The sequence below is a fragment of the Hymenobacter sp. 5516J-16 genome, assembly GCF_022919335.1.
Lineage (GTDB): Bacteria > Bacteroidota > Bacteroidia > Cytophagales > Hymenobacteraceae > Hymenobacter > Hymenobacter sublimis.
Map to the genome: position 1 here is coordinate 2,650,675 of NZ_CP095058.1, position 19,952 is coordinate 2,670,626.

A 19,952-nucleotide genomic window follows, 5' to 3' on the forward strand; every position below is an offset into this window, starting at 1 on the left:
AGATAAGGATGTTCGAAGTCATTTTTCAGGTAGTCAGTGCGCGTTATCTTCCAGAGAAGATGCGCTTGCGCAGCAGCTGAATCAACTGGCGTGTTGACGCCGCCAGCCTACCCCCTAATTCGGGCAAGCACCACAGCTGCGGCCCGTAGACTGTTAACTACTGACTGGGCACTCCTTATATAGTGTACTGTGCCGTGTGCCCAGCCTAAAAAAGTACTTGCTACCGTTCTAGTTGGCCGTGTAAATAGTACCCGATAGTAGTAAAGCAGGAACAAGCCTGGCTGCCGACGGTGTTAAGGCTCCAGATACTTCATTGTCAAAACCTTCCTCTGTGACTATACCTTCCTTACGCCGCGCCCTGGCTCGTCCGGTGGGCAACTGCCTGCTGTGGCTGAGCATGTTGCTGCTCGTGGCTCCTAGCTGCAAAAGCAACTCGCCGGAGCCCACGGCGGCTAGCCCAACCGCGCCCCTACCTACCCCGGAACCTACCCCTACGGTACTGGTTGGCAGCACCCTAATCGGGGAATACAGCACGGCTACTCTGGCCGGGCGGGTAGGCGACATTCCGTTGGTAGGGGCCTTGGCCCGTTTTCCCATTAAGGTGTACCGCCTCACTTATACTACCCGCAACACCGATGGCAAGGCCATTACGGCTTCGGGTGCGGTGCTGGTGCCCGTAACCACGCAGGCGCTGCCGGTCATCAGCTACCAGCACGGCACGTTGCGGCCCGATGATGAGGACCGGGCGCCTTCCTACTACAACTCCGGCAGCGAGCTGTGGTCGGCGGTTTCAGTGCTGGCTTCTACGGGCTATGTGGTTTCGGCTCCCGACTACATTGGCTACGGCGCCTCCAAGGCCCAGCCCCACCCCTACGAGCATGGGGCTTCCCTGGCCTCGGCCTCAGCCGATATGCTACGGGCCGCCCGGGAGTTTTGTAAGCAGCAGAACATTGCCGTAAATCAGAAGAATTTCCTGCTGGGCTACTCGGAGGGCGGTTACGCCACTATGGCCCTGCACAAGCTGCTGGAGGAGAAGTACGCCGCTGAACTGCCGGTTACGGCCAGTGCCCCCGGCGCGGGTGCCTACCACAAAACGGCCTTTGCCCAGTACATTCTAAAGTCGGATCAGCCCCTGAATTTCCTGAGCACCTACGTGTGGGTCCTGACGACGTACAACCGCGTGTACGGGCTGAACCGGCCGTTGTCCGCCTATTTCAAAGAGCCTTACGCCACCCGCCTGCAGGCAGATCCGTTCAGCTCCGTCCCCAGCTTGCCTTCCCAGCTTTTCGCCGATTCTTTTAAGCAGGCAGTGCTCAACAACACCGATGCCCCCTCACGGCCGCCTTCCGCGACAACGACCTCCACGACTGGCGGCCCAAAGCGCCCCTAGCGCTTTTCCACGGCACCGCCGATGACTACGTGCCCTTCTTCAACTCCCAGGATGCCTACAATGCCATGCGGGCCCGCGGAGCCACCCAGGTGCAGCTAAAGCCCATTCAGGGCGGTAACCACTTTACTTCGGTGGGTACCTACACGCTCCAGGCCTTTGCCTTCATTTCTCAGTATTAAAGCTGTCTGATAACACTTTATAAAAAGGCCCGCTTGCTACTTCAGCAGGCGGGCCTTTTTTGCGCGCTGATTACTTGCTAGAAACGAGTAGCCGATGGTTGTTCGGCGTGAGGTGCTACTGCTTGCCGAGCCCAGGCCCCGCTAAGAGCGGCTAAGCCGCCAACTAGCCCAACCAACAGCCCGCTCACAAACACCAGCGTCCAGCCATTTCCTCCCAGGGGTAGGAGGGTAGCTAGCCGAGCTGCCAAGCGGGCCGCCCCGTGGGTGTGCAGCCACAACGCCGGCAGCCACCAGCTAAGGCCAGCTCCCAGTAAACCCGCCAGAAACGCCCGGCCCCCATTATCGCCGCGCCAGGCCGCTACCCCACAACAGATGGGCACAATGCTCCACCACGGCAGCACCAGCTGCGCCAAAGAGCACAGCACAAAAAGCAGGAAAGTCAGAAACCAAAAGCGAGACATAAAAGCGGGTAATAAGTCAGAGGAAAAGCAGCCGCAAATTGCTGGTGCGGGCTACTCCAGTCGCCAGGCGGCGCGCAGACGGGGGTGGTTTTCGTCGGCGGCCCGCAGATACACCAACTCGTCGAGCTGGCCTACCCGCCAAGTGTCAATCATGTCGTCGTAGTAGGCGGAGGCTGGGTTGCCACTCTGGCCCCGGGGAAGATGCCGTAGGCTTTTACTTGCGGCCCCAGCGCCACTACCATGCGCCAAGAGGGCCCGTTGCGTGGCCCAGTGGCATTCACGCTCACGGGGCTGCCGCCGCAAGCAATATCCTGCCGCCCGAAGCCGGTGAGGTTGGCCAAGTGGTTGATATCGGTGCTTTTCTGGTTAGACCAGGCCCACTTCGGCCCCAGGGGCCAAACTTGCGCGTCAAGGAATCAGTAGCAAACCGGAAAGATTCTAGGGCTAACTGGGGTAGGGTTTCGCGCTGGGGCGTGCGGTGGTCATCTAGCCAGCGGCTGGTATCCTGGCGCAGTAGCAGGTCGTTGGTGCGGGCCCGGGATGGATACCGCATTTCCAGGCCCGTTGCCTCGCTCCCGAATTCATCATCCCAGACTTGCTCTACCAAGTTTAGGTACCACAGCTCAAAAATGCTCGGACTAATGGCCTGGGCTTCGTAGTGGTAGTTCCACTTTTGCAGCTCCGCGTACGCCCGCTGCTGGGCCGGTGAAAGCTGTGCGGCCGCCAGCAACGACAACAGCCGGGGCAGCAACTGTCGCGCCGTGATGCCCAGGTTGTCGTTTTGAAGCATCCGCAGGCTGTCGGGGTAGCGCGCTGCATGCGGGTCAATCGCTCATTAATGCGGTGGCCCCGGTCAGCAGGGGCGTAATCCCAGCCGAGGTAGTAGGGGTAGTCGAGGCCCGCGGAGGGCTGGTTAGCCGACGACACGAAGCCCCGGGCGGGGTCTTTCACGTGCGGGTTCTGCTCCATCGGAATCCAGCCCTGCCAATCGTAGCGCGCATCCGTGCCGTCGAGGATGAACTTGCCTTGGTCGGGCCACTTTAGCGGGAAGCGCCCGTTGGGCTGAATGGCAATTTCGTTGCGGTTATCAGCGAAGATAAAGTTCTGAGCCGGGGAGCCGTAGGTGCGCAGGGCGCGGCGGTAATCTTGGTAAGAGTGGGCGTGGTTCAGCTTATAAAAGGTCTGCACCTCGTTGGCCCCGTCGTGGGCGGTCCAGCGCATGGCGTGCCGGATGGGCGTCTGCTTGTTGAAAACCTTCTCGTTCTGGTCGTACACCACCGGGCCGTGGTGGGTATACAGGACCGTATCGAGGAGGTCGGGCTGGCCGCGCACGGCTATGCGCTCCACTACCTGGCGCACCGGCTTCCACTTGCCATCGTGCCAGTACTGGCGGCGGCTGGCATCCCGAAACTTGAGTTGGTACCAGTCCAGCACGTCGCCACCCACATTGGTTACGCCCCAGGCCACGTCCTCATTAAAGCCGATGATAACAGCGGGCGCACCCGGAATGGTAACTCCGTACACGTTCTGTCCCGGAGCATGCAGCTGCACTTGGTACCAAATGCTGGGCAAATTCAACTGTAAGTGCGGATCATTAGCCAGCAGCGGCAGCCCCGAGACTGAGCGGCGGCCCGCCACCGCAAAGTTGTTGGAGCCCAGCTCCGGGTCGGGTTCCTGTTGGGGCAGCCGGCCGCTCAGGGCCGCCGTGAAAGAAGGCGGTGTGGCTGGTACGGGTAGGGGCGGGTATTCCAGGGGTGTACCAGGAGGCACAATGGCGTCTTCGCGGTTGGGGTAGTTCGGAAAGAGGTCCTGCACTACTTGGGGGCCGTATTTGCGCAGGATGTTGCTCATGCGCAGGTCGTCGGAGCGGCCGCTCAGGTCCCAGGCCATGAGCTTGAGCAGCAGGGCGCACTTTAGGGGCTGCCAGGGCTCGGGGGCGTAGTCGAGCAGCTTGTACTCGAAGGGGTAGTCCTGAGGCGCTAGGCTGCTGATGTAGGCATTAACGCCCTCGGAATACGACTCTAGCACCAGGCGGGTGGTGTCATTGCGCAGCATGGAGCGCAGGGAGTTTTCGGCCCCATAGGGCAAACCCATGCGCCGCTGAAACCGGTCGTATTCCAGGGCTTTGGGGCCTACTACCTCCGAAATACGGCCGGCCGCTACCCGGGTCATAAACTCCATCTGCCAGAGCCGGTCGCGGGCCGTGAGGTAGCCCTGGGCGTAGTAGAGGTCGTGGTCGTTCTGAGCGAAGATGTGGGGCACCCGTCGGTCGTCAAACCGAACCCGAACGGGCTGGTGCAGGCCCGGCAGCTGTAGGGTTTGCTGGGCCGGAAAATCAGCGGCCGTTTCACCATTCTGCCAGAAACCTTGGTAGGGACTGAGCAGGCGAGCTACCGGCGGCACGTCGCCGTGTTTGGTGGTTAGCACCCACGTCAGGGTAAGCGTAACGAGCAGAGCCAGGCCAGGCCTAAGGAAACGTAGCATACGCAGAGAACAAAGTCTAAAGCTCACTCAACATCCGACAAAAAAAGCCGGCGCGCAACGTAATGAGTAGTTGCGCGCCGGCTTTCCCTAAGCTGGGCGGATTACTGAGCCGTAATGGCCGCCTGCTTTCCTCGTAGGAATACTGCAAAGCCCGCCCGTATGTCCAGCAGCCCGATGGTGCGCTCAGGGCCATTGGTGTTGCGCTGGTAGCCAGCCGTAATTTCAAGAGCAGCTCCGGGCGTCAGAAAATAATTATACCCTAGCGCTGCTCCAAAAGCAGAGTTATGGTTTTTGGCTTTCCGCTCGTCGTTCTCGCCGGTACTGTAGTCGATAGTTACCTGGGAACGTGTCCAAACCACGCCCCCTTGTGCCTGCCCAAAGAAACGGTGGGACCCGGTACCCGGCAGGTAATAGCGCACAAACGGTAACAAGCCTAACGTGGTGGTATAGCCCCGGTATTTCTGACTCGAGTTGTCGAACGACAGCCGTTCATAGCCCACCTGTACGCCGGTACCCAGCAAAAGATTATCGGCCAGAAAAATACCGGCCGTTGGATACACATTTACGGCCAATTCGTTGCTACCTCCGTCGTTTCGGTAGCTCAAGTTGCCTACGTTAGCTCCTAAATAAGTGCTGCTCTTCTCGGTTTGCGCGAAAGCCGCGCCCATTAACGTACTGCTCAGCCCAAGTAGTAATATCTTTTTCATTGGAAAAAAGTGGATATATAAAAACTGCTAAATCTAAAGAACAAGCGGGATAATGAGAACGGCTACCCGCAGAAAAGCCGCTGGCCCCTTGGGTCAGCGGCTTTTCTGCGTAGGTCGGAAAAGGAAGGACAGTTTATAAATTCTCGCCTTGCCGGACTTGCTCCGTAATACCAAGCCGGGCCGGGCAGTGCCACCCGGTGTCAGCTTCGTCCCGGGTGGCGGTGGCAACAAGTTGCCCCTGTAAGCAGGTAACGCCGCGTCTTGTACCTGATAAAGCGATGTGCTAGTCGGCGGGTAATACCACAGCTATTCCCGCGCGAATATCTAGGCTTCCGTTGGTGCGGTCGGGGCCGAGGGTACTGCGCACATACCCCGCCGCTACTTCCAGGGCCGCGCCCGGAGTAATAAAGTAGTTGTAGCCCAGGGCCGCGCCGTAGGTCTGGTAATCGATGGTCCGCTCAAATTTGATCGTGCGGGTGCCGGTGGGGTAGTCATCGGTGGATATCTGGCGTTGCCGCTGCCAACCCAAGCTGCCGTTTAGCTGCCCAAAAAAGCGGTGGTTGCTGGTTCCAGGCAGATAGTAGCGCACAAAAGGGCCCAATCCAACGTCAACCTGACTTGCGGATCTAACGCCTGGAATCTGTATAAACGCTTCCTCATAGCGGGTGTGGCCGTATCTGAGCGGAATTTCGGCGCCCACCAGGAAGTTGTCGGCCACGAACCGGCCGACCGCCGGGTAGAGCGACCCGAAAATCTGGCGGTACTCGTTCCCAAACTGATTTTGATCCTGGTTCGAGTAGCTGAGGTTGCCGGCACTGAGCCGCAGATACGTGTGGCCTTTTTCAGTTTGAGCCGCCGCTGAGCTAGCCGCAAGCATACCGACCAGAATGCCGATAGGTAAGATATTCATATATAGAAGTTGAATGTTACGCTGGCGCTAACGCCGCCGCGCGCGTTCTGGTATACTGATACGCTGTAAAGAGTCTATTATAAATGCCCTACCTCCTTCTGCTGGCAGAAGGAGGTAGGGCATTTATAACGAATGGGTGTAAGCCCAAAAATTCGCCTGAATCCGTAGTTATAGGTTTTCGCCCTGGCGGACTAGCCCAGCAATGCCGAGACGGGCTAGGCGCTGGCGCACTGCGTCGGCCTCGGCTTGGGTGGCAAAGCGGCCAACTACTACCCGGTTCAGGGCGCGGCCATCGGGGCGTTAGCGGCTACGCTCGTAATCAACAGTTGGGGCTCAGCGCCCTGGATTTTGTTTATTACTGCCTGGGCGTTGCGTACGTCACCGAAGGTACCGGCCTGAATAATAAAGGTAGCGGTTGGCTCAGGCGTAACGGCTACATCCTGCGCTTCGGAGGAACCCGCCCGGATATCGGTGAGCAGGCCAATGGTTACCGTCGAGTCGGAGGCCAGGGTGGCCAAGTCGGTGGGGGCCTCCGTGGGGCCCAGGGGCGTTTCTGGTGTTACTACCTCCGCAACCACCGATACGGCGCCGTGGGTTACAATGCCCAAAGGGCGGGCAGCTACTTCCGACAAATCAAGGATGCGCTGGTGGCGGAACGGTCCGCGGTCCGTAACACGCACCACCACCGACTTACCAGTAGCGGGGTTAGAAACGCGCAGCTTGGTGCCAAAAGGCAGGGTTTTGTGGGCGCAAGTGTACTTGTTTCGGTCGAACCGCTCGCCGTTGCTGGTGCGGTGACCCTGATGTTCGCGGCCGTACCAGGAGGCTCGGCCACGGAGGACGGTCGCCTTTTTAGCGGCGGCCGCGGGGGCTTTTTCATCTTCACATACGCCCATCGAACGTGCCGAGACCGAGAAGGCCGTTAGCAGCACGAAGAGCATGGCCGTCATCAAGCCCGAGATGTGCAGTCGTAGATTCAACTTCATCCATTCTCATTGGTTGGTGAGTATGACAAAGCTAGAACCGTCTACCTAACCCGGGACCCAAAGAGGTCCGTATGCAAGATGTCTCCTAATTTAAAATTGACCTTTTCTAATAAATTTTGCATTTAAATAATCAGTTATAGCGGTGTAAAATACCTGATTGTGTTTACCTAAGTCGACTTTTGCACTCTTTTTAGTTGTTTTCCAAGGCCGGTTTGAAATAAGACTATCTGCCGGTTAAAAAATTTTGGCTTCTTGGCTGGCAGATGCTTCACAGCGAGGTTGCAAAAGTCACGGGAATATGCTAAGCACTAGGTACGGATTTCAACCTAGAGGCCCCGGTAGCGGTACGCTTTTACGGCGCTTTCGCCGTACCTTCGGGAATGGATTTTGGCCGCCTTTCCGACCTACGCTACGTTGACTTTCGCTTGCCCGCCGACCACCCCGAAACCCCGGTGGTGCTGGCCCGGGCACTACCTACGCAGCCGGCCCCCCGGCCGTGCACGTAGGGTGCCCCATCTGGACCAATAAGGCTTGGCTGGGCAGTTACTTTCCCCTGGGCATTCGGGATGCTGATTACCTCCATCACTACGGGCGGCAGTTCAATGGTATCGAGCTGAACACTACCCACTACCGCATCCCCGACGCTACTACCGTGCGCCGCTGGCGGGAGGCCGTGCCCGCTACCTTCCGGTTTTGCCCCAAGCTGCCCCAAATCATCAGCCACGACCGGGCCCTGTATAACGCCGATGAGCTGACGCTGAGCTTTTGCCGGGCCATTGAGGGCCTGGGGCCCACGTTGGGACACGCCTTTCTGCAACTGCCACCCACCTTCGGGCCGGAGCACCTGCCCCGGCTGGAACGCTACCTGCTCGACTTTCCCGACTATGTGCCCCTGGCCGTAGAGTTGCGCCATCCGGCTTGGTTTGCTAATCGGGAGCTGCTGGCTTCTGTTACAGCCATGTTAGAGGCGCTCAACAAACCGCTCGTACTCAGTGACGTGGCCGGCCGCCGTGATGCCCTGCACATGCGCCTAACCACGCCGGTAGCTTTCGTAAGGCTTAATGGGCACGGGTTGGTAGACTCCGACTTCCGCCGCGCTGATGATTGGGCCGCGCGCATTGCTGGGTGGCTGGAAGCCGGGCTGCACACTGCCTATGTGTTTATTCATCAAAAGGATATCATGCATTCCCCATCTGGGCCGAGCATTTCTTGCGCCGCCTGCACGAGCTGACGGGCATGGCCGTGCAGCCGCCCCGCGTAATTCCGCAACCGGTGCAGGGTAGCTTGTTTTAAAAAGAAGGCCCTTGACTACAAGTAGTCAAGGGCCTTCTTTTTAACCTCTGTCTGAAACGCTGTGTTACTACGTCATTCCGAGCAGGAGTACGGAAGCTGAGCGCCCAGTCAGGGGCTACCCTAAATTTCTTGCTCCTATTCCGAATAGCAGAGTAATACAACTTGGTAAGTTGCTAGGGGCGCCCTACTTGTTGGAGGTCAGCCGGCTTCCCAGGCTGAATTTAATGCCGATTTCGGGGGCAAAGCTGGTGCGGATTCGAGAAGATGCCGGGCTAAATCCTCCCGTATAATACAGTCGCTCGCGGGCCAGCCCCGCGCCTACGTAGGCATCAAACAAGCCATACTTTCCAATGCGGCGCTGCATACCCCATAATAAGGTTAGGGTGGAGTAGCGGTAAGGCGAGTCAACGTAGTGAGAATTGAACAGCGAGGTGCTTTGCAGGGCCAGATAATTGCCCGCAAATGGTCCCGTAACTCTGCCCTGGCGCCGGCGTTTTTCCTGGCCGTAATAATAGCGTACGCCAGCATCAAAGCCGAAGTCACCTAGTATGTAAGGGCTGGAACCGTCGGATCGGCGCGGGTTTGGGCCCAGAAAAAAGCCGCTGAAGGCATTGCCATACACAGATATAGCCGGGCTAAGATGATGCTCAGCCCCAAGCACCAACGGTAACGTAACCCCGAGAAACCGCCCACCGAAAAGCCGCGGGTGATGCCAGTGCCAAGCTTAAGCAACGTGCCACTGCCTTGCGACGTGGCCGGCGCGACGCTGACCGTACTATCGGGCGCTTGGGCAGCGGCCAACTGCGCAGATAAGCAGAACAAGCTGACAGCCAGCGTGCCGCGCGTAACTAGGGGTAACTTTAGCATAGGGTAGAGGAGGTTGGAAGGGAATCAGCGGGAGGAGTTTCAGCCGTTGTGAATAGTTGCACGTAGCAGGGAGAGAAGTAAAAAAGAAGCTGAAACCTCAACCATTCGCCCGGCAAAACCAGTACCTTCAGGCATGCTCCGCCGGGGCCTTTTCTGCCATATGAAATTTCTACCCTTCCTGTGTGTCGCCTCCGGGCTGAGCTGGTTTGCCTTGCCTGCGAGCGGGCAATCGGCCACCGCCCCGTCCGTCGCTCCTCCCGAGTCAGAAACGCACTGCCTGCTTGTACCCCTAAACCCCGCCGCCCGCGCGGCCCACGTGCCCCTTATTGTGGAGGCGGAGGTGCTCGATGCCCAAGGCTTTCGGGCCGCCAACGGTCGTATTTACACCCGCCATCAACTGCAAGTATTTAAGCAGCTGAAAGTGAAAGGCGCTGCGCCCGCTCAACTCACCGTCGTGACTGAAGGTGGCACCGTTGGCCTCGACCGACAACTACTCACTAACACCTTGGCGCTGCGGGTTGGGCAGCAGGGCGTGTTTTTTCTGGAAGCCGCCGCCTTTCCCGGTGTGCCGGCCGGCTCCGAGTGGGCCGTGTATGCCAGCCAGCAAGGATTTATAGAGTACGATTTGCGCACTGCAAGCGCCGCCGAGCCTTTCCGGCGCTACCCCACGCTTACGCCCGCCTTCTACCAAACCGTGGCGGGGGCCACGCCTCGGGAAGTCCGACCTAACCAGGCCTTGCAAGCTGCCCTAACACGCCGGGCTACCCCGGCGGGGGCCGCGAAGGTTTTGGCGCCCGTGGTGCTGGGCCTGTCGCCGACTAGCCTGACGGCCGGTACTGGCGCGGTGCTAACCATTACGGGCACGGGCTTTGGGGCCGCTCGGGGCAACGGCTCGGTGGAGTTCCGGAATGCCGATGACGGCGGGGCTACCTTCACCAAGGTCAACGACGACGATTACGTGAGCTGGTCCGACACCCGGATTCAGGTGCGCGTGCCTTCCTCCAGCGCTACGGGCAACCCGGCCGGTACCGGGCCGGTGCGCGTAACCTCCGCCGACCAGCTGCTGGTCACCAGCCTGCAAGCGGTGCAAATTGTGTACGCCGCCTCCAACGTGCAGGACAACCGGACCCGGCAGCGCGTGGTGCCTGCGCACCGCGGCCAGAACGAAAATGGGGGTATCTCATTTCGGTTTGAAACAGCCTTCACGGCCAATACAGCGGCTACGGCAGCCTGGCAACGGGCGTTGGCTACGTGGCGCTGCCAGACCGGCATTAACTGGGAAGTGGGCGCCCCGCGTACCAACCGCGGCGCCACCGACGACGGCGAGAATGCCGTGGGTTTTGACAGTGGCTCGGAGCTGCCCACCAACGTATTAGGCCGCACAACCAGTTACTACCGGGGCTGCTACCTGCCCAACGGGAACGTAACATTCTACGTGGATGAACTGGATATGCAGTTCGATGATGGAACGAACTGGCAGTTTGGACCAGCAAATCCGGCCGCTTCGCAAATCGATTTTGAGTCGGTGGCGGTGCACGAGTTGGGCCACGCCCAGCAGCTTTCCCACCTGATTCTGCCCAGCGCCGTGATGCACTACGCCATTGCCCGCGGGCAGCGCAGCCGGGTGTTGGCCGCCGCCAGCGATATTGCCGGGGGGCGCTACGTGTTGCGTACCAGAAGCTTCCAGCCGCCAATTTGTGAGGTAGGCGCCATGCTGCCGGCTCCTCTAACGCGGCAGAGCGCCAGCTTTGTGGCAGGCATCGGAACCACCGTGCAGTGGTCTACCCAGAACGAGTGCTTCCTGAGTGGCTTCGTGGTGGAGCGGGCCTCATCTGATACTACGGCCGGCTGGCGGGTAGTAGGCTCGGTGCCGGCAGGCGCTGCTTCGGGCCAGTACCGCCTGCTCGATCCGCAAGCTCCCGCCGGCCTGAACTACTACCGCCTCCGCCTGCGCCGCCCGACAACAGCCTGGACACTGCCGTACCCGTTGGCGTCACCGACGATGCTACCGCCGTCAATACACTCCAGGTTTTTCCTAACCCCTTGACTGGCAATGGTACGGAACTGAATCTGCAGTACATCGGTGCTGCGGGTGGTACGCTCACCGTCCGCTTTTATGATGCCGTAGGGCGTTATATAGGAGGATCATTGGTGAATTACCAAACCGGACTCAACCGGCTGAGAGTAGTACCCCCGCCATTACGCCAAGGCTACTACTTGGTGCGCTGGAACGATTCCAACGGCCCGAAGGGCACTGTGCCGCTCATAAAAATCGAATAAACAAGTAGTATACCCCAAGTAAAACCCGCTTGGCCGGCTGTAGCAGTGTTACTGCTACAGCCGGCCAAGCGGGTTTTTTTATAAGGTAAGTACAGTTATCTACCGTTCCAGCAGCATGGCCCCGTAGGAGTAGCCTCCGCCAAATACGGTTACGACTACCTTGTGGCCGGGCTGTAGCTGGGCCCAGGTGTCGGCTAGGGCAATGGCAGCGCCGGCGCAGCCTGTGTTGCCCAGTTCTTCAATATTGGAAACGGCCCGGTCTTCCGACAAACCCAGTTGCTGCAGCACATTTTTGGTAATGCGCAGATTGGCTTGGTGCGGAATCAGATAGGTAATGTCGCTGACGGCCAGATTGCTACGCTCCATAATCTGCTGGGTAACGCGCGTCATGTAGGTGCAGGCGTGCAGAAATACGTCTTTGCCGTGGGGCATCACAATGCCTTTTTCTACCGGCTTGAGGGTTACGGCATGGTCGGCCTTGCCCACGTTACCAGCCCCGCCAGTCAGGACGCTGCGCACGTGCAGGTCAGCGGGAGCTAGGCGCTCTGTGGTGAGCAGCAGGGCCGCCGCGCCGTCGCCCCACAAGTGACCAGCTACGGTGTCCTGCTCATTATTATAAGCCGTGTTATGCTCACTTACCACTACCAGGGCCCGGCTAGCTTTGCCCATGGCAAAGTAGCCTTCCACAATTTCCACGGCGTTTAGCAGGGAGGAGCAGGCCGAGGAAATACTGACCACCGGAATATCCGACACGTTCAGCTCCCGCTGCACGGCGTGGGCTACCGTATAAATAGTGTCGTGGGGCGTATAAGTGCCGGCCACAATCAGGTCTACTTCAGCGGAAAGCAAGGCCGTGGTTTGGCTAAGCACCCGGCGAGTGGCCTCCAAGGCCATGGTATTGGTGTTTTCCCCGCTGGCGGCCTTGCGGCGGGCCCTAATGCCGGTACGCTCCGTAATCCACTCGTGTGAAAGGCCGTTTAGCCGCGTAAAATGGTCGTTTGTAATGACTTCGGCGGGCAGATAGGCCGCCACCTGATGAATGTACACGGGTAGGAAAGCAGGGGTGAGGCAATGCAGGAATAAGGCGGCAAGGTACACGCTTGCGCTGCAAGTTGCCGCCTTTTCCGGCTGCGGCCCGTACTTTGTGCACGCCTTGCTCGTTCAACGCGCACCAGCGGCTCAGGTTCAGTGGGCTCTCTATAAGATTATGATGTTCTTTTCTTCTCCTTATCCGGGACGGGTAATGACGGCCGCTCTGGTAGCGGCGGGCGCCTTGGTAGCGTCTTCCGCTTTCGCTCAGAAGTACCGCACCGCCGCGGGCCTGCGCTTTAGTAAGAACAACTACGGCCTCACCGTACAGCAAAAGGTTCTGGAAAAAACTACCCTGGAAGGCCTGGCCCTGGTAGGCTCGCGGGAGGTCAGCGCTACCCTGCTGGCCGAGCAGCACTTCGGCATTTTGGGCCCCAGCCTGAACTACTACTTCGGGGCCGGCGGCCACCTGGGCAATAACAAGGACACGGGTGGCTTCGGGGCCTTGATGCGCTGGCGGGGTAGAGTACAAGGTGGCTTTTACACCCTTCGTGCTCAGCCTTGATTTCAAACCCACCATCGAGTTTAACTCCGACGATTGGGCGCGTTTCCCTACCGCCTTATCGGTGCGCTATATTCTGGTGAAGGAAAAAAACAACGGCCTGTTTAACGGCCTATTCGGTGGCGACAAGGACAAGAAGAAACAGAAGACCAAGCAAAAGAGCAATTCTCGGCGCGGCTTGTTCGACTTCTAACTAACAGCGTAGCTTTTTTTGGTAACAGCAGAAAGCACGGCCCCACTCCCTAGCCTCTAAGGCGGCAGGGAGTGGGCCGTATTGTTTGGTAGATACTTACGCCAGTAAAAACCCACTATCAGACCATAGATGCCACTCCACGCAGACTATGTTCAGTCCGAAAAAGGGAAAATATTCGGAGAGTAATAGAAATAAAAAATTTTGTCCTATAAAAAAGATAAAAGCTTGATATTCTGAGCCGGAAAAGCATTTTAACCAAGTGGCGACAGTGCAGCGGGCTTAGAATAATGAAAACCGTCTTGTCTAATTAATACAATATAAAATTAAAATCTTGCAACAAAATATTTTATATCTACTTTTAGTAGCAGAAAAATACTGGCTTAGTTATACAAAATCATAACAAGATGAAATACTTCTTCTCTTCCTGTAAGCACTACTGGTTAGTGGTGCTACTGTGTGGTTTGTGGTGGTTGCCGGCCCAAAAGGCACAGGCACAAGCGGACGGGTGCTCCGGCACCGACCCGGCGGGGCAAGCGGCCACTACCGGCTTATATGCGGAGTACTTTAGCCGGTACTTTGCTGATGACACTGGTTTCTTTTCCGACAATGCCAATCCGGCCGGACTGCGGCGGGTGGAGGCCCAGGTGAACTTCCCGACCGCGGCTAGCTTCGGTGACCTACGGCCCATTTCGGAAGGCACGGCCCAGGACCCGGACCGCTACAGCCTGCGCCTGCGCGGTAGCCTTAACATTGCCACCACGGGCACCTACACCTTCTACCTCACCTCCGACGACGCGGCCTACCTCTGGCTCGACAACGAGGCAACCGCTATTCCGCCTAACCCGGATGTGGCCCTGATTGCCATTCAGGGCAGCCGCCCGGCCCTAACGCGCACTGCTACCGTAACCCTGACGGCCGGCCGTCATAACGTGCAGATTCTCTACGGCGACGACTGCTGCGAAAACGTGTTGGTGTGGGAATACGAAGGCCCAGGCATCGCGCGCCAGGTAGTGCCTTCTTCGGTGCTGTGTACGGGCTTGGTGCCGGTACCTCCTGTGCCCCAAAGTATTAGCTATAGCCCGGCGGCGCGGGCCTTCCCGGCGGGTACTACGCTGAGCTCCGGCACCCCGGTAGTGCAGGCGGGCGGCGCGGCCCCACTGGTTTTGCCATTGCCAACGTGGCCGCTCTGCCCGCGGGCATCAGCATCAACAGCGCCACCGGTGTGCTAACGGCTTCCGGCAGCGTGCCCCAAGGGAGCTACGATGTGGCCGTGGCCGTTACCAACGCCAACGGTACCAGCACCTTCCGCAACGTCTTTCGCTTCACCGTTACGGCGCCCCTACCTACGGGCTGCGGCGGAACTGACCCCGGCGGGCAGACCGCAGCGGCTGGTCTGTACTCCGAGTACTTCAGTGGCTTCTTCGATGACGATCCGAACTTCTTCACCGGCCTTACCCCCGGCTTGGTACGCACGGATGCGCACATAAACTTCCCCTGGAAGACAGCTTTGGCAACTTGCTGCCCGTAGCCACGGGCTCCCAAACGGCCCCCGACAACTTCAGCCTGCGCCAGCGGGTAGCCTCTACCTGGCCGCAACCGGCACCTACACCTTCTACCTCACTGCCGATGATGCCGCCTACCTCTGGCTAGACAACGCGGCCCTGGCCTCGCCGCTTGTGCTGGAGAATGCTACCATCAACAACGGCGGAGTTCACTCGGCCAAAACCGTAGCCGTTACCTTGAAACTCAGCGCCGGCCTGCACAATATTGCCCTGCTCTACGGCGACAAAGGCGTGGGCAATACGTTGCTGCTAGAATATGAAAGCGCTAATCTGAGCCTGGCCCGGACCGTGGTGCCCAGCAGCCTGTTCTGCACGTCGGTGCAGCCTCTGCTGCCGCTGGCAGTGGCCCTGAACTACTCGCCTGCTACCCTGCGCGTGGCAACTGGCCGTAGCGGTACCTCGGTAGCTCCCACGGCCACCAGCTCTTCGGCCGTGGTAGAATACCTGATAAGTAACGCGGCCGATTTGCCAGCCGGCATTACCATCAACTCGGCTACTGGTCAGCTTTCGGTTAGTGCAGGGGTAGCCGAAGGCAGCTACGCCGTAAGCGTGGCCGCCCGCAACTCTGGTGGTACGGCCGTATTTGCCCAAGTGCTTACCGTGCAGGTGGTTGCCGCCGCTCCGGTGGGCTGCGCCGGCGTAGATGCCAACAGCGCCGTAGCTACTTCGGGCTTGTTCGTGGAGTATTTCCCGGGCTACTTCAACGATGATCTGACCTTCTTCTCTTCCACAGCGGCCACGCGCACCAACCGCACCCAGGCCATTGATTTCAGCAGCGCCGCAAGCTGGATTGAGATTACGGGGCAGCAGGATCCTGACGGGTTCAGTGCCCGGTTCCGGGGGCGCATCTTGGTGCCCACCACCGGTACCTACACCTTGCACCTGACCTCCGACGACGCCGCCTACCTCTGGCTGGACAATGCAGCCTTGGCATCCTCGCCTACTCCGGGCACGGCTCTTATCAGCAACAGTGGCATTCACGAGGCTATTACTAAATCAGGGGTGGTAAACCTCACGGCTGGCCTGCACGATATTCTGATTCTGTACGGAGAAGCCGTGGGGCCCAACGTGCTGCGACTGGAGTACGAAAGCGCCGACGCCAACGTGTCGCGTCAGCTCGTATCGGCGGGCAGCCTCTGCACTACGCTTTCCAACGCGCCCCTGCCCGTTACTCTCATTCGCTTCGGGGTGCAGCCCACCAAAACGGGAGTAGTAACCAGCTGGGAAACTTCGCAAGAGCTTAACAGCGCCACGTTTGTAGTGGAGCGCTCGGCCAACGGCCAGGTGTTCGAGCCGATTGGCCGGGTAGCCGCGGCGGGTACCACCCAGCAGCGTCAGCTCTATAGCTTCACCGACCGCGCCCCGTTTGCCGGCCAGAACTACTACCGTCTGCGCCAACTGGACAAGGATGGTACGGCCCACCTCTCAGGGGTAGTAAATACGCAGTGGAATGCCAGCGCCAATGGTCTGCAGCTGACCCTGTTCCCCAACCCCACGGCTACCGGAACCTGCACCGTGCGCCTGGAGCAGGCCGCGGCCACCGCTACCCAACTGCAGGTACTGGACCTGACCGGCCGAACCGTGTACCGCCAGCAGTTGCCCGCCGCCAGCACAACGGAACACACCTTCCCTACCCGCCAGCTGCGCCCGGGAGTGTACATGGTGCGCGTAACCTCGGCTCAGGGTACTGTTACCCAACGCATAGAAGTGCAGTAAGGCCTTACAGAGCCGTCATGCCGAGCGGAGCGAAGCATGACGGCTTTGCACCGAAGGTTTTTACTACTTGCATATCACACCAACAAAAAGGGTCCCGGCTGCAGCAGCCGGGACCCTTTTTGTTGGTGTGAGGTAGCAGATTCTATTCCCGATGAACGCGGCCACTGCCCACCACCGAGCTTTTCACTTGGGGTTGCCGGTTACGTACACGTCGCCGGAGCCCACAATGCTAGCCGACAGCGTTTGGGTGGCCTGTACCCGGCAGTCGCCGGAGCCGCTGATGCTCACGCTGCAGGTTTTGCTTTGCAGCTTACCCGCTTTCACGCCCCCGGAGCCACTCACGCTAATAGCATGGTCGGGAGCAACACCGGCCGCCTCGATGGTGCCGGAGCCCGACAGGGACGAGCTGATTTTGCTGGCCGTAACGCTGCTCAGTTGTAGACCACCCGAGCCGCTCACGGCCAAGTCCAGGTTGTCGGCTTTAATGGGGTCGGCGGCCCGGATGTTGCCCGAACCGCTTACTGCCAGCGCTTTAATGGTAGGCATGGTCACGTACACCGTCACGTTGCCTTTGTAGTTGTAAGAGCTGAAGTAGCCTTCCTTCTTGGTGCCAATGCGCAGCCGCCCGTTGCTTACTACCGTTTCCAGGTCCTCCGCGTCGCCAGTGACTTCCACTTTTTGGGGCTACCCTGGCGCAGGATTACCTTCATCGAGCCCCGAGCCCTACGGAAGAGAAGGCGCCCACGGAGCGGGTTTCGCGGGTATCGGCCAGGCGGAAGGCCGAGAACAGCAGCAGGGCCAGCAACAGGCCGGGCAAAAGAGTACGCAAGGTTTTCATAACAAAATAAGAGTGAAGGTGGACGTCTGGCAGAATAGATGACACTGGCTTCTAAACCGTTGCCTGCTGACTGAAAAGAATTACTACCGGCCTATATAGTGCCCAAGCCGTACCGTGAAACATTCCCCGGAAAACGGAAGGATGAAGGAAGAGCAGATGTGAAAACGCCTTTCCGCACACGGCGCGGAAAGGCGTTTTGGTTGTAGAGTAATAACGAGCCGCCTACCAGATTTTCACCCGGGCTGAGTCGGGGAGGTAGAGCTTGTCGCCGGGTTTCACGTTGAAAGCCTCGTAGAACTCGGGCACGTCGGCGAAGGGGCCGTTGATGCGGAACTGGGCCGGCGAGTGCACGTCAGTGAGGATGGACTGGGCCAGCCGCTCGTCGCGCTGGTGGGTTTGCCAGCCCAGGGCGTACCCCAGAAAATAGCGCTGCACCGGCGTGAGGCCGTTAATCTTCTCGCCCTTCTTGTACTGCTCCGTCTTCTTGAAAGCATCCAGGGCAATGACGATGCCACCCAAATCGGCAATGTTTTCGCCGGCCGTGGCCTTGCCGTTGATATGCAGGGAGTCGAGCACGGTGTAGCCGTTGAACTGGCGCACAATGCCGTTCACGCGCTGCTGGAACAGCTGGCGGTCCTTCTTGGTCCACCAGTTGCGCAGGTTGCCTTTGTCATCAAACTGGCTACCCTCGTCGTCGAAGCCGTGGGTCAGCTCGTGGCCGATGGTGCTGGCCCCGGCGTAGCCGTAAATGATGGCGTCGTCGGCGTTGGCGTCCAGCAGGCCCGGAATGGCGAAGATGGCGGCCGGCAGCACAATTTCATTGTTGCTGGGGTTGTAGTAGGCGTTGTAGGTCTGCGGGGTCATGCCCCACTCGGTGCGGTCCACGGGTTTGCCCAGCTTATTGATGTTATAACGGTAGGCCCATTGGTTGGCGCGCATCACGTTCTGAGCGTAGGAGCTACGGTCAATCTGTAAGGAGGAGTAATCCTTCCACTTCTCGGGGTAGCCTACCTTGCGCGTAATTTTGGTGAGCTTCACCAGGGCCTTTTGCTTGGTAGAGTCGCTCATCCAGTCCAGGGCGTTGATATGCTCCCGGAAGGAAGCCACCACGTTGGCCGTCAGCTCCTCGTAACGCTTTTTGGTAGCGGGCGGAAAGTACTCCTGCACGAATAGCTGGCCCAGGGCCTCACCAATGGCGTTTTCCTCGGCATCGAGCACACGCTTCCAGCGGGCCCGCTGCTCCTTGGCGCCCTGCAGCACGGTGCCGTAGAAGCGGAAGTTCTCATTGTCGAAATCCTGGCTGAGGGTAGGGGCGAAGGCGTGCACCAGCTGCCACTGCAAGTAGGCCTTCCAGTCGTCAAGCGGGGCCGACTGGAGCAGGCGGCCGGCTTCGCGGTAGAACTCCGGCTGACCCACGATTACGGTGTCGGCCTTGCCCAGCTCCATTTGGGCCAGCCAGGGCTTCCAGCTCAGGCCGGGCGTGAGCTTATCCAGGCCCGAAACGGCCATTTTGTTGTAGTTGGCGTACGGGTCACGCAGGGCTTCGAGCTTGCGCGAGGCAGCAGCCAGCTTGGTTTCCAGCTGCACTACCCGATTGGCGCTGGCCTGGGCCGTAGCAGCGTCCTGGCCTAGCAGCGTAAACATTTTTACCAGGTGGTTGGTGTACTCCTGGCGGATGTTCTTGGTGCGCGCGTCCTTGTTGAAGTAGTAGTCGCGGTTGGGCAGGCCCAGGCCCGACTGCCACAGTTGCAGGGCCATTTTCTCGCTGTTCTTGGCATCCTGACCCACGTAGCCGCCCACAATGGTGTTCACGCCCAAGGGCTGCAAGTGGGCAATAACGGCCTGCACATCAGCCACCGACTTCATGGCCTGAATGCGGTCCAGCTCGCCTTTCAAGGGCGCAATGCCTTGTTTGTTGATGGTGACACTGTCCATGCCCGTGGCCCAAAAGTCGCCGATTTTCTGCTGCACCGAGCCGGGTGCGGCCTTGGTTTTGGCAGCCTCCTCGTTGAGCTTGCGCAGGCGGGCGTATACCTCGTTCTGCACCTCCTTGCCAATACCCCAGTTGCTTTCCGAAGCCGGAATGGGGTGCTGCTTAAACCAGGTGCCGTTGGCGTAGTTGTAAAAATCGTCGCCGGGCCGCACGGTCGTGTCAATGTTGGCCCGAATCAGGTCGGGCTGGTTGGCGGCGGAGTTGGCACCGGGTTGGCAGGCGGTGAAAGCCAGGCCCAGCAGAGGCGCCAGCAGCCAGGGGCGCAAGGAAGGGGAAAGGTGCATGAGAAGCAGAAATGAACGATATGGTAGGCGAATGTAGCGCGAACCGTTCGGTTCACGTAGGCGCAAAGACAGCCGTCCATCTTTTGCGTTGCCTGCTTATGAATCTGCCCCAACTTCTGCTGCTGAATTTCCTGCTGGCCACCTACCTCACGGGCGTCATCTGGACGGTACAGCTGGCCCACTACCCCTGCTTTGCGCAGGCCAACCAGGAAACATTC

21 protein-coding genes and 3 pseudogenes are annotated in these 19,952 nt (G+C 59.1%); 12 read left to right on the forward strand and 12 right to left on the reverse strand.

Annotated elements, in window-relative coordinates:
• The first annotated feature begins 331 nt into the window (after positions 1-331).
• On the forward strand, positions 332-1,390 hold the full coding sequence (locus MUN84_RS13190) for an alpha/beta hydrolase family protein (protein ID WP_244694504.1): 1,059 nt from the start codon (positions 332-334) through the stop codon (positions 1,388-1,390).
• Between the two features lie 5 nt (positions 1,391-1,395).
• Positions 1,396-1,569, forward strand: a pseudogene (locus tag MUN84_RS13195) (hypothetical protein); the annotation flags it as partial.
• 77 nt (positions 1,570-1,646) lie between these two features.
• On the opposite strand, the gene MUN84_RS13200 reads toward MUN84_RS13195, so the two are convergent.
• The 7 genes and pseudogenes from MUN84_RS13200 to MUN84_RS13235 form a co-directional block, all read right to left on the reverse strand.
• Positions 1,647-2,030, reverse strand: coding sequence for a hypothetical protein (locus MUN84_RS13200; protein WP_244694505.1), 384 nt, complete (start codon positions 2,028-2,030; stop codon positions 1,647-1,649).
• Positions 2,031-2,189: 159 nt separating this feature from the next.
• A pseudogene (locus tag MUN84_RS23010) lies at positions 2,190-2,371 on the reverse strand (penicillin acylase family protein); the annotation flags it as partial.
• Positions 2,314-4,514, reverse strand: a pseudogene (locus MUN84_RS13220) (penicillin acylase family protein). The pseudogenes MUN84_RS23010 and MUN84_RS13220, both read right to left, overlap by 58 nt.
• 101 nt (positions 4,515-4,615) lie before the next feature.
• Positions 4,616-5,221, reverse strand: coding sequence for an outer membrane beta-barrel protein (locus MUN84_RS13225; protein ID WP_244694506.1), 606 nt, complete (start codon positions 5,219-5,221; stop codon positions 4,616-4,618).
• A 283-nt stretch (positions 5,222-5,504) separates the two neighbouring features.
• A complete protein-coding gene (locus tag MUN84_RS13230) occupies positions 5,505-6,131 on the reverse strand; it encodes an outer membrane beta-barrel protein (protein ID WP_244694507.1) in 627 nt (208 codons plus the stop codon).
• A 168-nt stretch (positions 6,132-6,299) separates the two neighbouring features.
• Positions 6,300-6,413, reverse strand: a complete 114-nt coding sequence (locus MUN84_RS24610; protein ID WP_410780104.1) for an SPOR domain-containing protein — start codon at positions 6,411-6,413, stop codon at positions 6,300-6,302.
• Entirely contained in the window at positions 6,410-7,117 is a 708-nt protein-coding gene (locus MUN84_RS13235; protein WP_244694508.1) for a septal ring lytic transglycosylase RlpA family protein, read from the reverse strand. Before MUN84_RS13235 ends, MUN84_RS24610 begins: the two co-directional genes overlap by 4 nt.
• A gap of 380 nt (positions 7,118-7,497) precedes the next feature.
• Between MUN84_RS13235 and MUN84_RS23015 the strand changes: the two genes are divergently transcribed.
• Both MUN84_RS23015 and MUN84_RS13240 read left to right on the forward strand, forming a co-directional pair.
• Positions 7,498-7,623, forward strand: coding sequence for a hypothetical protein (locus tag MUN84_RS23015; RefSeq protein WP_262920518.1), 126 nt, complete (start codon positions 7,498-7,500; stop codon positions 7,621-7,623).
• A complete protein-coding gene (locus MUN84_RS13240) occupies positions 7,614-8,348 on the forward strand; it encodes a DUF72 domain-containing protein (RefSeq protein WP_244694509.1) in 735 nt (244 codons plus the stop codon). Before MUN84_RS23015 ends, MUN84_RS13240 begins: the two co-directional genes overlap by 10 nt.
• A 246-nt stretch (positions 8,349-8,594) precedes the next feature.
• On the opposite strand, the gene MUN84_RS13245 is transcribed toward MUN84_RS13240, so the two are convergent.
• Positions 8,595-9,032 (reverse strand): hypothetical protein, encoded by a 438-nt coding sequence (locus MUN84_RS13245; protein ID WP_244694510.1) that lies wholly within the window; start codon positions 9,030-9,032, stop codon positions 8,595-8,597.
• A 405-nt stretch (positions 9,033-9,437) separates the two neighbouring features.
• Between MUN84_RS13245 and MUN84_RS13250 the strand changes: the two genes are divergently transcribed.
• Together MUN84_RS13250 and MUN84_RS13255 are read left to right on the forward strand one after the other, a co-directional pair.
• Positions 9,438-11,324 carry a matrixin family metalloprotease gene (locus MUN84_RS13250; RefSeq protein ID WP_244694511.1) on the forward strand — a complete coding sequence of 629 codons (1,887 nt, stop codon included), beginning with the start codon at positions 9,438-9,440 and terminating at the stop codon, positions 11,322-11,324.
• Positions 11,321-11,557, forward strand: a complete 237-nt coding sequence (locus MUN84_RS13255; RefSeq protein ID WP_244694512.1) for a hypothetical protein — start codon at positions 11,321-11,323, stop codon at positions 11,555-11,557. The genes MUN84_RS13250 and MUN84_RS13255 overlap by 4 nt, the downstream gene beginning before the upstream one ends.
• A 99-nt stretch (positions 11,558-11,656) precedes the next feature.
• On the opposite strand, the gene MUN84_RS13260 is transcribed toward MUN84_RS13255, so the two are convergent.
• Positions 11,657-12,604 carry a 3-oxoacyl-ACP synthase III family protein gene (locus MUN84_RS13260; RefSeq protein WP_244694513.1) on the reverse strand — a complete coding sequence of 316 codons (948 nt, stop codon included), beginning with the start codon at positions 12,602-12,604 and terminating at the stop codon, positions 11,657-11,659.
• A 196-nt stretch (positions 12,605-12,800) separates the two neighbouring features.
• On the opposite strand from MUN84_RS13260, the gene MUN84_RS13265 reads away from it, so the two are divergent.
• The 6 genes from MUN84_RS13265 (at position 12,801) to MUN84_RS13285 (ending at position 16,619) form a co-directional block, all read left to right on the forward strand.
• Positions 12,801-13,151 (forward strand): hypothetical protein, encoded by a 351-nt coding sequence (locus tag MUN84_RS13265; protein ID WP_244694514.1) that lies wholly within the window; start codon positions 12,801-12,803, stop codon positions 13,149-13,151.
• Positions 13,138-13,341, forward strand: a complete 204-nt coding sequence (locus tag MUN84_RS13270; RefSeq protein ID WP_244694515.1) for a hypothetical protein — start codon at positions 13,138-13,140, stop codon at positions 13,339-13,341. Before MUN84_RS13265 ends, MUN84_RS13270 begins: the two co-directional genes overlap by 14 nt.
• A 404-nt stretch (positions 13,342-13,745) precedes the next feature.
• Positions 13,746-14,570 carry a PA14 domain-containing protein gene (locus MUN84_RS13275; protein ID WP_244694516.1) on the forward strand — a complete coding sequence of 275 codons (825 nt, stop codon included), beginning with the start codon at positions 13,746-13,748 and terminating at the stop codon, positions 14,568-14,570.
• The gene (locus MUN84_RS13280; protein ID WP_244694517.1) at positions 14,519-14,869 is read left to right on the forward strand and encodes a putative Ig domain-containing protein; all 351 of its coding nucleotides are present in this window, start codon (positions 14,519-14,521) and stop codon (positions 14,867-14,869) included. The genes MUN84_RS13275 and MUN84_RS13280 overlap by 52 nt, the downstream gene beginning before the upstream one ends.
• Positions 14,857-14,991, forward strand: a complete 135-nt coding sequence (locus MUN84_RS23020; RefSeq protein WP_262920519.1) for a hypothetical protein — start codon at positions 14,857-14,859, stop codon at positions 14,989-14,991. The genes MUN84_RS13280 and MUN84_RS23020 overlap by 13 nt, the downstream gene beginning before the upstream one ends.
• Before the next feature lie 26 nt (positions 14,992-15,017).
• Complete coding sequence (locus MUN84_RS13285; protein ID WP_244694518.1) at positions 15,018-16,619, forward strand: T9SS type A sorting domain-containing protein; 1,602 nt, start codon at positions 15,018-15,020, stop codon at positions 16,617-16,619.
• Positions 16,620-16,802: 183 nt separating this feature from the next.
• Here MUN84_RS13285 and MUN84_RS13290 read toward each other — a convergent pair whose 3' ends face one another.
• From MUN84_RS13290 to MUN84_RS13295, 3 genes are all read right to left on the reverse strand, one after another.
• Positions 16,803-17,294 (reverse strand): head GIN domain-containing protein, encoded by a 492-nt coding sequence (locus tag MUN84_RS13290; protein ID WP_244694519.1) that lies wholly within the window; start codon positions 17,292-17,294, stop codon positions 16,803-16,805.
• Positions 17,295-17,325: 31 nt separating this feature from the next.
• Positions 17,326-17,457: a hypothetical protein gene (locus tag MUN84_RS23025; protein WP_262920520.1), complete on the reverse strand. Its 132-nt coding sequence runs from the start codon at positions 17,455-17,457 to the stop codon at positions 17,326-17,328.
• A gap of 222 nt (positions 17,458-17,679) precedes the next feature.
• Positions 17,680-19,734: a M13 family metallopeptidase gene (locus tag MUN84_RS13295; RefSeq protein ID WP_244694520.1), complete on the reverse strand. Its 2,055-nt coding sequence runs from the start codon at positions 19,732-19,734 to the stop codon at positions 17,680-17,682.
• Positions 19,735-19,952 lie beyond the last annotated feature (218 nt).